Below are 12,401 nucleotides of genomic sequence, written 5' to 3'. Positions count from 1 at the left end.
AATCCCTCAGTGTGCCGTTTTGTTAATAAAAAACCAATAAGGGTTTTGTTAAGCGTGGCATCCACTGAAACAAGTCACTATAATATGCTGCCAAATATGCACGAAATTTATGTGCACAAAGCTATTTACTTAAAACAGCTATTTACTGAAAACTTAGTCATCAATTCCACACTATAGGAAATGCATATGCGTCCAAGCGACAGAACACCTGCACAATCTCGTCCAGTTACGATTACTCGTCAATTTACAGCTCACGCTGAAGGTTCGGTGTTGGTTGAATTTGGTGACACAAAAGTTTTATGTACTGCCAGTTTTGAAGAAGGCGTACCACGTTTTCTTAAAGGCCAAGGCCAAGGCTGGGTAACTGCTGAATACGGTATGCTACCGCGTTCGACTCATAGCCGTATGCAACGTGAAGCTGCTCGTGGCAAGCAATCTGGTCGTACTCAAGAAATCCAACGCTTAATCGGCCGTTCATTACGTGCAGCTGTTGATATGAAAGCATTGGGTGAAAACACTATCGTTATCGATTGTGACGTAATTCAAGCTGACGGCGGTACACGTACTGCTGCTATTACTGGTGCTTGTGTTGCATTAGTTGATGCGCTGAACTGGGCTCGTGGTAAAGGTATTTTAAAAACTAACCCGCTTAAGTTCCTTATTGCTGCTGTTAGTGTTGGTATTTATAAAGGTGAGCCAATCTGCGATTTAGAATATATCGAAGATAGCGCTGCTGAAACTGACATGAACGTAGTGATGACAGAAACCGGTAAGATGATTGAGATCCAAGGTACTGCTGAAGGCGAGCCATTCAGTCATGAAGAGCTATTAAGCTTACTTGAGTTAGCCAAGCACGGCATCCGCGAGATCGTGGACACTCAGAAAGCGGCATTAAGCTAAAAATTGATTCAAATTAAGGGCCCATTCGGGCCCTTTTTTAAAATGTATTCTACAAAAAAAGATAACAGTATAAAGGAGATAATGTGAAAGCATATCAACGTGAGTTTATTGAATTTGCTCTTGAGCGTCAGGTATTACGCTTTGGTGAGTTTACTCTGAAATCAGGCCGTACTAGCCCATACTTTTTTAATGCGGGTTTATTCAATACGGGTCGTGATTTAGCACGTCTTGGTCGCTTTTATGCTGCTGCATTAGTTGATTCTGGTATCGATTACGATTTAGTGTTTGGCCCTGCTTATAAAGGCATTCCAATTGCTACGACCACAGTGGTTGCCTTGTGCGATCATCACGACAAAGATGTGCCATATTGCTTTAACCGTAAAGAAAAGAAAGATCACGGTGAAGGCGGCTCATTAGTGGGTAGCGAACTGGCTGGCAAAGTGATGTTAGTTGATGACGTGATCACCGCGGGCACTGCAATTCGTGAATCAATGGAAATCATTGCTGCACATGATGCAAGCCTTGCAGGCGTATTGATTGCCCTAGACAGACAAGAAAAAGGCAAAGGCGAGTTATCAGCGATTCAAGAAGTTGAGCGTGACTTTGGCTGCGCCATTGTGTCAATCATCAAGTTAGCTGATTTGATTAACTACCTTTCAGAGAAGTCAGGAATGGAAGCAGAACTTGCTTCAGTTAGCGCTTATCGCGAGCAATACGGTATTTAATCTGAAACTTCTACTTATTAGAAAGTATCAGTTTTTAGTACGAAGATAAGAAACGCTGCAATATAATTGCAGCGTTTCTTTATTTATTAAGCTTCCAATCTCGAATAAACTTCAAGGATAGGAAATTTATATTCACCGAAATTAATCGTAATCGATAAGATTTCATTACTGTCGAATTTAGCAGTAAAAGCAGCTGGTACTATTCGGTCACCGTTAGCAAATAAAGCAAGTAGATGTTTTTGATTTAACGTTCGCTGCCCATTAGCGGTATTATTCACGGTGATGACAGCCCACCTTTCTCCTTTATCATTGCTCATAAGTACACAATTGAGAATCTGAAAGGCACTAATATCTGCAAATATTTTCTGGTCATTAGGAAAGGAAGATTGAAAGCTACCTGATACAGATCTGTCTACGGTGAGTATTTCCTCTTCTGCAATAGCCCAACTAGAAAAACATACTAAAAGTAAAAAAACATATCTCATAAAACGTCCTTGTAATATTAAAGAAGATTGAAATCACTCGTTGTAGCTATGGTTAGTTACCAAGAAATTCAGCCCTTGTGGCTGGATTAGATTTAAAAACCCCACCTAAAGCTGTGGTGGTGGTTGAACTGGTTGAGTCCATAACGCCACGGGATTTAACGCAGTAATGCACCGCGTCCATTTTTACCGCTACATCTTTGGTTTCAAGCAAGGTTTGTAATGCCACCAACACTTGCTGGGTCAGTCTTTCTTGCACTTGAGGGCGCTGGGCAAAAAAGCGCACAATGCGGTTGATTTTTGATAAACCAATAATCTTAGTGCGCGGTAAATACGCCACGGTGGCATAGCCATCAATAGTCACTAAATGGTGCTCACAGGTACTGGTGAGGCTGATATCTTGCACTCGCACCATTTCATCAACGCCCATCTTGTTATCGATGACAGTGATTTTAGGGAAGTTTTGATAATCAAGCCCTGAGAAAATCTCATCAACATACATTTTTGCAATGCGGCGTGGGGTGTCCATTAAGCTATCATCTGATAAATCCAACGACATTAATGTCAGGATTTCTTTCATATGATGCTCAATTTTCTGCTTACGCTCTTCAGCTGTGTGAGTTTGAGGCAGCATTGGGGTTTCAAGCCCTTGCTCAGTTAGTGCTGCTTTAACTTTCAACGCGGCTTCACTTAGTGCCATCTTATCCTCCAACCACAGGGGTAATACTTAATGAGTGTATGCTAAAAATGACGTTAACGCTTTATGGACAAGCGCTGCATCAAAGATCAGGGACGGGATAATAACGTGATTTAGGTCAAATTAATATTATTGAAATAAAAAAAGCCGACCTTTTTAGTCAAGTATCGGCTTTAGTGTGAGGCGATAAAATTACAACTTGAGGTTTTCTTTCAAAAAACTCAACATCTTATTGTAGTATTTAGCTCTATGTTCATCATTATAAAAGCCATGACCTTCATCATCCATGACTAGTTTTTGATAGGGGTATTCGTGCTGCTTTAAGCCTTTTTCTAATGACTCTAACTGCTCAATGGGGGCTCTCTCATCATTGCCACCATGAACCAGTAATAAACTGGCTTTGAGCTTATCGGTATTAAAGGCCGGTGACATGGCTTTAAGTTGTTGGGGGTTTTCTCCAAGCACATCTTTTAAATAGCTAGTGCCACTTCGAGATTCTTGTACATCACCTTCTTCAAACATCATTTCTAAATCGTAAACACCTGCAAAGCCAATGGCGCACTTGAATAAATCAGGCTCAATAATGGCACTTTGTAGGGCGCTGTAGCCGCCAAAACTGCCGCCCACAATACAAATGCGCTCTTTATCTGCAAAACCTTGGTCAATTACATATTTGGTGCCATCAATAATATCGTATTGAATCTCAGAGCCCCACTTTTGATAACCATCTTGTTGGAATTGTTCGCCAAAACCACCAGAACCTCGAAAGTTAACCTGTAATACCGCCATGCCTTGATTCGCCAGTAACTGATTTTGTGGGTCAAAGCCCCAATTGTCGCGAATATAATGTGGGCCGCCATGGGGGTTAACAATCAGAGGCAAATTTTTGGCTTCTTTGCCTGCAGGTAAAGTGAGGTAACCAGAAATCGTTTTGCCATCACGACTGGTGAAGCTGATAGGTTTCACTTCTGCCATTGCATCTGGGTCTAGCCAGCTTTTCTCAGACAAAAGATATTCAAGTTTGGTTTTTTCGGTATCAAATAAGTAGTAATCACCAGGGTTGCGATCGTTAAAGGCTTTAATGATAGCGAGTTTAGCGTCGTTAGTTTCGCTGACTATTTGGATTTGATGTCCAGGTAGTGATGCCAGCAATTGTTTAACGAGTTTGGAGTGGGGATCTTGTTTATCTACAAAAGCATAAGTTGGGTAGCCGCTATCGAATTCGACGGCATAAAGCTGTTTGGTTTTTTTATTAATCCAATAGTTGCTTGGGTCAACATCTTCATCTTGAACAACCAGTTGCTTTTCGCCGCTAGTTAAATCAATTTTATACACCCCCAAGGTGTGATTGTCTTCTCTGCCTGCGGCAAAAATGGTGTCAGGGTTATTGGCGAATGAAATGGGATAAAAATCAGTCAAACCAAGATTAAGCTTGCTACTGTTCAGCCAATCGCCTTCATGGCGATAAAATATTTGGGTTTTATGTTGACTATCGATACCAGCTACAAATTTTACTTCGCCAGTATGATTGGTTAAAAAGCTAGCTTTACCTATGGGAGAGGTAACGATTTTGCGTCTTTTACCTGTATAGAGATCGACACGATATACATCTTGAAGGCTATCATAACCTCGTGAAATTGCACTGCTCCATGGTATCGCATTGACCAGCATGTGTTTATTGTTTTCTGGCATTGGATCAAGTATGTATGCAGTGGCATTAATAGCGGTGTTTTTCTTTATGTGGGAACCGGTTTGTTGCTCGCCACTGTTATAGCCAAATAAGTATTTTTTGCGTGAGCCATCAGCGTTAGTAGCAAATAATTCGCCATAATATTGTGGGACATCAGACCAACCTTTCAAATAGACTTTTTGTAGCACAATACGTTCATGGTTTGCCCATACATAATTGCCGACTTCCGCATTACCTGGAAAGTTGAGCGCATTGATCAGCTTTTTGGTCTTTGTTTCTAAAATTACTAAGGTTTTTTTGCCATTGTGGCTAGTTAATGCACTGAGGTAATCACCTTCTGGAGAAATTTTGACATCGCTAAACTCTGCCCCTTTACTGAAAAGGCTCGCATCAGATAATGATGCCGCATGAGATATTGAGGGAGTAAAGGCTAGCAGGCAGGCTGCAATAACAGCGGTGTGTTTCATAAACGTCCTTGTTAATTTTTATAGTCGTAATATTTATCGATAGCTATCGAAAAACTAAACCTAAAGTACGATATTTAATTAACAAATACAATTTATTGGCAATAAAAAACGCACCGAAGTGCGTTTAAGAACTGTTGTTGTTTTGTGTTAGTTCAACGACCACAACCAGCGATATTAGCAATGCTAATGGGTTAGCTTCTCAGCAGCTGCTGCTGAATAAACTGCCACTGTTCATCGAAGTGCTTAGTGGGCTTTTGTTTGAACTCACTACGCACAAACTGAGCGATTCTCCCTTCTGCTACTGCAAGGAGTAGGTTGGCGAGTATGGCTTCGTCGATATTAAAACCTTTGCCTTCACGTAAGGTTTTTTCACGCAGTATTTGTTTGATTTGGGTTTCAATTTTTGCAAACAGTGCGCTAATGCGGCTGCGTAAACGTTCATTTTCACCTAAAAGTGCATCACCATTGAGCACTCGTGAGATCCCCGGGTTACGCTCTGAAAACACCAGTAGTAGTTGCAGTACCAGCTCACAACGTTTCATGGTGTCTTTTTCTTCATCCATGATGATGTTTAAGCGCGATAAGATTGCATCTTCAATAAACTCGATTAAGCCTTCAAACATTCTCGCTTTACTTGGGAAGTGGCGATATAACGCCGCTTCAGAAACACCAACTTCAGCTGCCAACTTAGCAGTGGTAATACGTTGGCCAGGGCTGGTTTCCAGCATATGCGCAAGGCACTGTAAAATGTGCTCACGACGATTTATCTTTGGGCTAGCCGCCATTATTTTTTCCTAGGATTGTGACTACTTGTAAAGGTTATTTGGTGCCAGAATGACCAAATCCACCTTCACCACGTTCTGAGGTATCAAACTCATCGACTAAGGTAAACTGCGCCTGTACTACAGGCACAAAAACTAACTGCGCTAAACGATCGCCTATTTCGATACTGTAGGCTTTATCGCTGCGGTTCCAGCAAGACACCATTAAGGGGCCTTGATAGTCTGAATCAATTAAGCCGACTAAATTGCCTAATACGATGCCATGTTTATGACCTAAGCCTGAGCGAGGCAAGATCACGGCAGCTAAGCTTGGATCGGCAACATGCACCGCTATGCCAGTTGGGATTAATACGGTTTCACCTGGCTCGATAACCATAGTGGTATCAATCATGGCACGTAAGTCCATACCTGCACTGCCTGGGGTGGCATAAGCCGGTAAAGGAAACTCGCTGCCAATACGCGAGTCGAGAAGTTTAAGTTCTACAGGTGTTTTCATGATGTTTTAATCTTTGCTGCTATCAAAGTAAGTAATTGTGTTGCCAGTGTCAGTTTGTCTGTTGCGGGTAGTTTTTCACTACCGTCTTTCCAGAACACTTGCAGTGCATTGTCATCGGCGTTAAACCCTAGACCTGCAATTGATACGTCATTTGCAGCAATGAGATCTAATTTTTTCCGTTCAAGCTTGCCACGGGCGTATTCTTCTACGTTATCGGTCTCTGCAGCAAAACCTACAGTGAAAGGTCGATTTTTTAGTGCTGAAACGCTGGCTAAGATATCAGGATTGCGAACGAGCGCAAGTTGCATGTTTTCTGCCGACTTTTTGATTTTAGATTCCGCGACGCTGGCGATGCGGTAATCCGCCACTGCAGCGCAGCCGATAAAAATAGCTTGGTCTTCAATGTTTTCCATGACGGCATCTAGCATTTGTTGTGCTGATTCGACATTGATGCGCTTAACGCCCGCTGGGGTGGCTAGATTAACAGGGCCACTAATGAGGGTCACTTCGGCGCCCATTTGGCTGGCGGCGCTGGCTAATGAAAAGCCCATTTTGCCTGAGCTGTGGTTAGAGATGTATCTAACTGGGTCTATCGCCTCACGGGTTGGGCCCGCGGTTAAGATCAGCTTATAACCGTTTAAGGGTTTTTCAGCTGGGGCAAAATACTGCACCAGTTGCTCTGCAATGGCTAATGGCTCTTGCATTCGGCCTGGGCCGACTTCACCACAGGCTTGATCGCCGCTGGCAGGCCCCCAAACGGTAATGCCTTTACGTTTAATATTGGCAATGTTTTCTTGGGTAGCAAGGTTGCGATACATTTGCTGGTTCATCGCTGGGCAAACGATAACCGGCGCTTCTGTGGCAAGGCAAGTTGTGGTTAACAGCTCATCCGCCATGCCTGCATTAATACGAGCTATGAGGTTAGCTGTCGCTGGCGCGACGATAACCACATCAGCCCATCTAGCGAGCTCAATGTGTCCCATTGCGGCTTCAGCTGCAGGATCGAGTAAATCTGAGGCCACAGGATGACCTGATAGCGCTTGAATTGTCAGTGGGGTAATAAACTCCATGGCGCTTTGGCTCATGACCACACGAACATCTGCACCGCGCTCTTTAAGGCGGCGTATTAAGTCGGCACTTTTATAGGCAGCGATACCACCACCTATGCCTAGAAGGACTTTTTTATTTGTCAGCATGTTTTGCTCAATCCTGCTCATCGCGATATTGCGGCTAAGATATCACAATCTAAATAAGGATGATGATCCGAAATTAAAAATATAGACCATAATGATGTGCTAAGGGTCACAACAACTCAGGGTCACAACTCGCTATTTACAAAAGCTATTGCTACCCACTATGTATAACTTACTCATACCAGCATGAGTGTCCCCGTCACGGATGATAATAAACAAGGAGTGTTTATGGCGATTAAAGACTGGCCTGATGGAGAAGGGCCAAGAGACAAATTATTACATTTAGGTGCCGGGCATTTATCGGATGCTGAGTTACTGGCGGTTTTACTGCGAAATGGCATAGCAGGTCAAAATGCGGTCGATCTTGCCCGAGATATGATTGGTCAGTTTGGCGGATTAAGGGCTTTATTTTGTGCACCGCGTAGTCAAGTTTGCCAATTGTCGGGTGTTGGGCCGGTAAAATATGCCCAATTACAGGCGGCATCGGAGATTTCTAAGCGAATTTCGCAAGAAAATCTGCGTAGAGGGCAAATTTTGGTAAATCCTGATTTAACTCGGGACTATTTAATGAGACAATTAGCAGACCGATCCTATGAAGTGTTTGCATTACTATTGTTGGATAGCCAACATAGAGTGATTCAATTTGTAGAATTATTCCGCGGAACGATTAATTCTGCATCAGTCTACCCACGTGAAGTGGTGAGCTTGGTGTTGGAAAAAAAAGCTGCGGCAGTCATAGTGTGTCATAATCACCCGTCTGGCATTGCAGAGCCAAGTCAGGCAGATCGGCAAATTACTGACAGATTAAAAAAAGCCTTATCTACTATCGATGTTTCTCTTTTAGATCATATGGTTGTAGGCGATCAGGAGATAGTTTCTTTTGCTGAGCGCGGGTGGATAAATTAAACAACGCTTGACCTTAATTTTGTTATCGTGTATAAAATGCGCCCTCTTTGTGCCTCGGGCGACGGCCACACGAGGCACATAAATGCTCGAGCGTTTTAAAATTGTTTTTGGAGAAGATTGACATGTCAAGAGTATGCCAAGTTACTGGCAAGAAGCCTATGGTTGGTAACAACCGTTCGCACGCTAAAAATTCGACTCGTCGTCGTTTTTTACCTAACCTACAAAACCACCGTTTTTGGTTAGAAGAAGAAAAACGCTTCGTGCAACTACGTGTATCTACTAAAGGTATCCGTATCATCGACAAAAAAGGTATTGAAGTTGTTGTTAAAGAACTTCGTGCCCGCGGCGAGAAGGTATAATAGAAAATGGCTAAATCTAAAGGTAATCGTGAGAAGATCAAATTAGTATCTAGTGCTAAAACTGGTCACTTCTACACTACTGAAAAAAATAAGCGTAACATGCCTGAAAAAATGGAAATCAAGAAATTTGATCCAGTTATTCGCCAGCACGTTATGTATAAAGAAGCTAAAATCAAGTAATTGATTTTGTTCTTTTAAAAAAGTCCCTTTATGGGGCTTTTTTTTTGCCTGTCAAAAATGTAATCCAGATCTCCGCGTTATCAATTTCAATCGGTTATGCTTTTCTCTTGCTTTATAAACAACGCCTTACAGTGATAGAGGTCGTTACGCCTATTTTATCTTCATGATTCAGTTATTGACGCTATATTGCCGCCTTATGCATAAACGCCATTTGTACTATTTGGCAGCTAGGTGAGCTTATTTGCTGCTTTATAGGCGCTATTTATGATCTAAAACTATTACTAATGCGATAAAATGCTTTTAAAGTGAATTTAAATGCAATATTATTGCGTAATTATATTGTTGGTGGGTTTGTCACTGACTGTTCTGATTGATTATTTGTTTAGGGGTTAATGTGCCTTTAAGAACCACAGAGCTGGTTGATGGTTTCCGCCATTCAGCGCCATACGTTAATGTTCATCGCGGAAAAACCTTTGTTGTCATGCTTGGCGGCGAAGCCCTGCTGCATAATCAATTTAGAGGCATCTTAAACGATGTCGCCTTGTTGCACTCCTTAGGGATTAAAGTGGTATTGGTTTATGGCGCAAGGCCGCAAATTGATAGCGCCATGCACAATGCGGGTATCGAGCCGAGTTATCACAACGGCGTGCGCATTACTGATGAAGACTCGTTAAAAGTGATTAAGCAAGTTGCTGGCTCAGTGCAATTTGATATTACCGCAAGGCTGTCAATGAGCCTTGGCAACACCCCAATGCAAAATGCACAAATCAACCTTGTCAGTGGTAACTTTGTTATTGCGCAGCCTTTGGGGGTCGATGACGGGGTGGATTTTTGCCTAACCGGAAAAGTGCGCCGCATTGATACGCAAGGTATTGAGCGCCAGTTGGATAAAAATTGTATTGTATTGATGGGGCCTATTGCGGTTTCTGTCACTGGCGAATGTTTTAACTTAACCGCCGAAGAAGTGGCCACCAAAGTGGCTATAAAGCTTAAAGCCGACAAAATTATTGGTTTTAGTAATACCCACGGCATTTTAGGCAAAGACGGCGAGGTGATTGCTGAGCTGATGCCAAATGGCGCGCAGTCCATCTTGGATGAAATGCAAACGGCGGGTAAATCTTGTGTGGGTACCATGGCGTTTTTAAAGGCCAGTATTGATGCTTGTCGTAATGGCATTCCACGTTGTCACTTGGTGAGCTACCTTGAAGATGGCACTTTGCTACAAGAGTTGTTCTCCCGTGAAGGTATTGGTACCCAAATTGTTACTGAAAGCGCTGAGCGCTTAAGGCGCGCCACCATTGGCGATATCGGTGGGGTATTAGACCTTATTCGCCCATTAGAGGAGCAAGGGGTGCTCGTGCGCCGCTCCCGTGAGCAGCTGGAAATGGAAATTGAGCAGTTTATGCTGATTGAGCGCGATAGCTTAGTCATTGGCTGCGCGGCGTTATATCCCTTTGAAGAAGACAATGCCGGTGAGTTTGCCTGTTTAGTGGTGCATCAAGATTATCGTGATGCCGACAGAGGCAGTGTATTGCTCAATAACATCATTGGTCAGGCGCGTGTGCGTGGTTATTCAAAGTTATTCGCCTTAACCACCCGCAGTATTCATTGGTTTTTGGAGCATGGCTTTAATATTGTTGATGTTGAACAACTGCCTAATGCGAAAAAGAAGCTGTATAACTTCCAACGTAATTCAAAAATTCTGGCGTTAGACTTATAAGTTGTATTGCGATTAAGTCGCTATAACAATGCCACCGTGAAGGTTCTTACGGTGGCATTTTTGTGCGCTTTAGATGCTAACTCATCACGGTTACTGATGTTTAGGCAAGCTTTTAACGAGTAAAACTATGCTTGTCAGCATGTTATGAAGATTATGATAATATTGAAAAATAAATAAAGATGTATCCTTATAAAACATATCACTAAGCAGGAAATAATGACTGAAATAGCATTAGCAGGGTTAAGCAGTCACGGCACGTTCAATTTTGTCGGGGTGCTGATTGGATTATTAGGACTAACGGCGTTGATTTGGGTGAAGAAATTACCGAGTACCGCCTTGTATGTTAGCTACGGAATTATTTTATTCCTGTTTATACTGTTCTCATGGACCCTGTATCAAACCAATAATAGCCAGTTAACGCTAAAGCCTGACAATAAGCCTTTGACGTTATCGATCCCCCTTTACAGTCAGGATTTCAACACGGATGAGTTACTTTGGCAGCAAGCGAGAGTAGTGGACTTAACAACTGAATTAGAATTAACGCCACAGTGGCGTACAAACGGCATAGGCATTGCCGGATACTCACTAGGATGGTTTACCCTTAAAAACGGCGATAAGGCGTTGGTGTCGCTCACAAGGGACGATGCATTGCTACTGCCAACCACGAAAGGCTATGTGATTTTAGCCACCCTAGAAGATAACCCAGCCGCAATGAAAGCCATTGCGGCTATGAAGCATTGATAAGCCCTAAGTCCTAAGAACTAAGCCCTAAGCGATTAGGCTGACTTTAACCGGCGGCGACGCTGCAGCGCCATGTCGGCGGTAAATACCACTAGCGCGCTCCAAATAAAGCCAAACGTGACCCCTTTTTCAATATCAAACGGCTCGTTGAACAGGTAAATGGCCAAAATAAACATGATGCTTGGGCCGATATACTGGAAAAAGCCCAGCATAGATAGTGGAATGCGCATCGCAGCGCCAGCAAAACACAGCAAGGGAATGGTGGTCACAATACCTGCAGCCACTAAGGTTAAGTTCATTTCGATATCGTTAGTGAACATATTCGCTGATGCGGTATCAAGCGTGAGGGCTAAATAGCCTAATGCCACAGGCAGTAAAATAGCGGTTTCAACCAATAAACCCGCTTTGGCATCAATGTTGACTTTTTTACGTAATAAACCATAAAAACCAAATGACGCTGCCAGCGCTAAAGACACCAATGGGATAGAGCCAAAAGAGATCAGCTGAATAATGACACCAATAGCGGCCAGCGTTACAGCAAACCACTGTAATTTTCGTAAGCGCTCAGATAAAAATATCATCCCCAGTAAGACGTTAAATAGTGGATTAATGAAATAACCTAAACTGGCATCTAGCATGTGGTCGTTGTTAATCGCCCAAATGAAAATCAGCCAATTAAGTGCAATCAACACCGAGGTAAGCGCTAGCACCAGTAATTGTTTGGGCTGTTTAAGCAAAATGGCAAGGCGGCTAAACCCACCAATAAACTGCATTAAAATGATAATAAAGATAAATGACCACACAACGCGGTGAGCCAAGATCTCAAAGGCAGACACATCAGCGAGTAATTTAAAATACAGTGGTGCTACGCCCCATAGGCTATAGGCACAAATGGCGAGGATAATACCTTTACGGGTTTCAAGATCTTGCATGAATTTCCACAAACAGCTGACAAAGAGAGGGCGATTGTAGGTTGCCTTTGCCGATCTCTCAAGCTAATCGCTGGATCATTTTTCAATAAGATCTACTCATTAACCTCAGCATTATCGCAGTTTGTATAAAA

General features: G+C 42.7%; 14 protein-coding genes. 7 read left to right on the top strand and 7 right to left on the bottom strand.

Features of this window, described 5'->3' with window-relative positions; all coding sequences use genetic code 11:
• Window positions 1-186: 186 nt before the first annotated feature.
• Both rph and pyrE read left to right on the top strand, forming a co-directional pair.
• The gene (rph, locus tag BM739_RS05065; protein WP_055025233.1) at window positions 187-900 is read left to right on the top strand and encodes a ribonuclease PH; all 714 of its coding nucleotides are present in this window, start codon (window positions 187-189) and stop codon (window positions 898-900) included.
• A gap of 83 nt (window positions 901-983) precedes the next feature.
• Entirely contained in the window at window positions 984-1,625 is a 642-nt protein-coding gene (gene pyrE, locus BM739_RS05060; RefSeq protein ID WP_076538041.1) for an orotate phosphoribosyltransferase, read from the top strand.
• An 86-nt stretch (window positions 1,626-1,711) separates the two neighbouring features.
• Here the strand turns inward: pyrE and BM739_RS05055 are convergent, their stop codons facing one another.
• The 6 genes from BM739_RS05055 to coaBC form a co-directional block, all read right to left on the bottom strand.
• A complete protein-coding gene (locus BM739_RS05055) occupies window positions 1,712-2,110 on the bottom strand; it encodes a hypothetical protein (RefSeq protein ID WP_076538038.1) in 399 nt (132 codons plus the stop codon).
• Window positions 2,111-2,162: 52 nt separating this feature from the next.
• Entirely contained in the window at window positions 2,163-2,807 is a 645-nt protein-coding gene (gene folE / locus BM739_RS05050) for a GTP cyclohydrolase I FolE (RefSeq protein WP_076538035.1), read from the bottom strand.
• A gap of 189 nt (window positions 2,808-2,996) precedes the next feature.
• A complete protein-coding gene (locus BM739_RS05045; RefSeq protein ID WP_083698072.1) occupies window positions 2,997-4,961 on the bottom strand; it encodes a S9 family peptidase in 1,965 nt (654 codons plus the stop codon).
• A gap of 191 nt (window positions 4,962-5,152) precedes the next feature.
• A complete protein-coding gene (gene slmA / locus BM739_RS05040) occupies window positions 5,153-5,746 on the bottom strand; it encodes a nucleoid occlusion factor SlmA (RefSeq protein WP_076538032.1) in 594 nt (197 codons plus the stop codon).
• A 34-nt stretch (window positions 5,747-5,780) separates the two neighbouring features.
• Entirely contained in the window at window positions 5,781-6,239 is a 459-nt protein-coding gene (dut, locus tag BM739_RS05035; protein ID WP_076538029.1) for a dUTP diphosphatase, read from the bottom strand.
• The gene (coaBC, locus tag BM739_RS05030; RefSeq protein ID WP_076538026.1) at window positions 6,236-7,435 is read right to left on the bottom strand and encodes a bifunctional phosphopantothenoylcysteine decarboxylase/phosphopantothenate--cysteine ligase CoaBC; all 1,200 of its coding nucleotides are present in this window, start codon (window positions 7,433-7,435) and stop codon (window positions 6,236-6,238) included. The genes dut and coaBC overlap by 4 nt, the downstream gene beginning before the upstream one ends.
• A 225-nt stretch (window positions 7,436-7,660) precedes the next feature.
• Here coaBC and radC point away from each other — a divergent pair, with 225 nt between their 5' ends.
• The 5 genes from radC to BM739_RS05005 all read left to right on the top strand — a co-directional run bounded on the left by radC (window position 7,661) and on the right by BM739_RS05005 (window position 11,338).
• Window positions 7,661-8,338, top strand: coding sequence for a DNA repair protein RadC (gene radC / locus BM739_RS05025; protein WP_076538024.1), 678 nt, complete (start codon window positions 7,661-7,663; stop codon window positions 8,336-8,338).
• A gap of 122 nt (window positions 8,339-8,460) precedes the next feature.
• Window positions 8,461-8,697, top strand: coding sequence for a 50S ribosomal protein L28 (gene rpmB / locus BM739_RS05020; protein ID WP_055025225.1), 237 nt, complete (start codon window positions 8,461-8,463; stop codon window positions 8,695-8,697).
• Window positions 8,698-8,703: 6 nt separating this feature from the next.
• Window positions 8,704-8,877: a 50S ribosomal protein L33 gene (gene rpmG, locus BM739_RS05015; protein WP_011494790.1), complete on the top strand. Its 174-nt coding sequence runs from the start codon at window positions 8,704-8,706 to the stop codon at window positions 8,875-8,877.
• A gap of 394 nt (window positions 8,878-9,271) precedes the next feature.
• Window positions 9,272-10,597: an amino-acid N-acetyltransferase gene (gene argA / locus BM739_RS05010; RefSeq protein ID WP_076538021.1), complete on the top strand. Its 1,326-nt coding sequence runs from the start codon at window positions 9,272-9,274 to the stop codon at window positions 10,595-10,597.
• 216 nt (window positions 10,598-10,813) lie between these two features.
• Window positions 10,814-11,338 carry a hypothetical protein gene (locus BM739_RS05005; protein ID WP_083698071.1) on the top strand — a complete coding sequence of 175 codons (525 nt, stop codon included), beginning with the start codon at window positions 10,814-10,816 and terminating at the stop codon, window positions 11,336-11,338.
• A 35-nt stretch (window positions 11,339-11,373) separates the two neighbouring features.
• Here BM739_RS05005 and rarD read toward each other — a convergent pair whose 3' ends face one another.
• Window positions 11,374-12,270, bottom strand: a complete 897-nt coding sequence (gene rarD / locus BM739_RS05000) for an EamA family transporter RarD (protein WP_076538016.1) — start codon at window positions 12,268-12,270, stop codon at window positions 11,374-11,376.
• Window positions 12,271-12,401 lie beyond the last annotated feature (131 nt).

This window comes from Shewanella sp. UCD-KL21 (assembly GCF_001957135.1).
GTDB lineage: Bacteria > Pseudomonadota > Gammaproteobacteria > Enterobacterales > Shewanellaceae > Shewanella.
The sequence above is the reverse complement of the archived record's forward strand: the minus strand, read 5'-3'. Positions and strand labels throughout refer to the sequence as shown.

Bases quoted from the DNA above. Each gene is read 5' to 3' on its own strand.
- dut (WP_076538029.1), bottom strand. From the start codon at position 6,239: ATGAAAACACCTGTAGAACTTAAACTTCTCGACTCGCGTATTGGCAGC.
- slmA (WP_076538032.1), bottom strand. From the start codon at position 5,746: ATGGCGGCTAGCCCAAAGATAAATCGTCGTGAGCACATTTTACAGTGC.
- rph (WP_055025233.1), top strand. From the start codon at position 187: ATGCGTCCAAGCGACAGAACACCTGCACAATCTCGTCCAGTTACGATT.
- folE (WP_076538035.1), bottom strand. From the start codon at position 2,807: ATGGCACTAAGTGAAGCCGCGTTGAAAGTTAAAGCAGCACTAACTGAG.
- rpmG (WP_011494790.1), top strand. From the start codon at position 8,704: ATGGCTAAATCTAAAGGTAATCGTGAGAAGATCAAATTAGTATCTAGT.
- rpmB (WP_055025225.1), top strand. From the start codon at position 8,461: ATGTCAAGAGTATGCCAAGTTACTGGCAAGAAGCCTATGGTTGGTAAC.
- BM739_RS05055 (WP_076538038.1), bottom strand. From the start codon at position 2,110: ATGAGATATGTTTTTTTACTTTTAGTATGTTTTTCTAGTTGGGCTATT.
- coaBC (WP_076538026.1), bottom strand. From the start codon at position 7,435: ATGCTGACAAATAAAAAAGTCCTTCTAGGCATAGGTGGTGGTATCGCT.
- BM739_RS05045 (WP_083698072.1), bottom strand. From the start codon at position 4,961: ATGAAACACACCGCTGTTATTGCAGCCTGCCTGCTAGCCTTTACTCCC.
- BM739_RS05005 (WP_083698071.1), top strand. From the start codon at position 10,814: ATGACTGAAATAGCATTAGCAGGGTTAAGCAGTCACGGCACGTTCAAT.
- rarD (WP_076538016.1), bottom strand. From the start codon at position 12,270: ATGCAAGATCTTGAAACCCGTAAAGGTATTATCCTCGCCATTTGTGCC.
- radC (WP_076538024.1), top strand. From the start codon at position 7,661: ATGGCGATTAAAGACTGGCCTGATGGAGAAGGGCCAAGAGACAAATTA.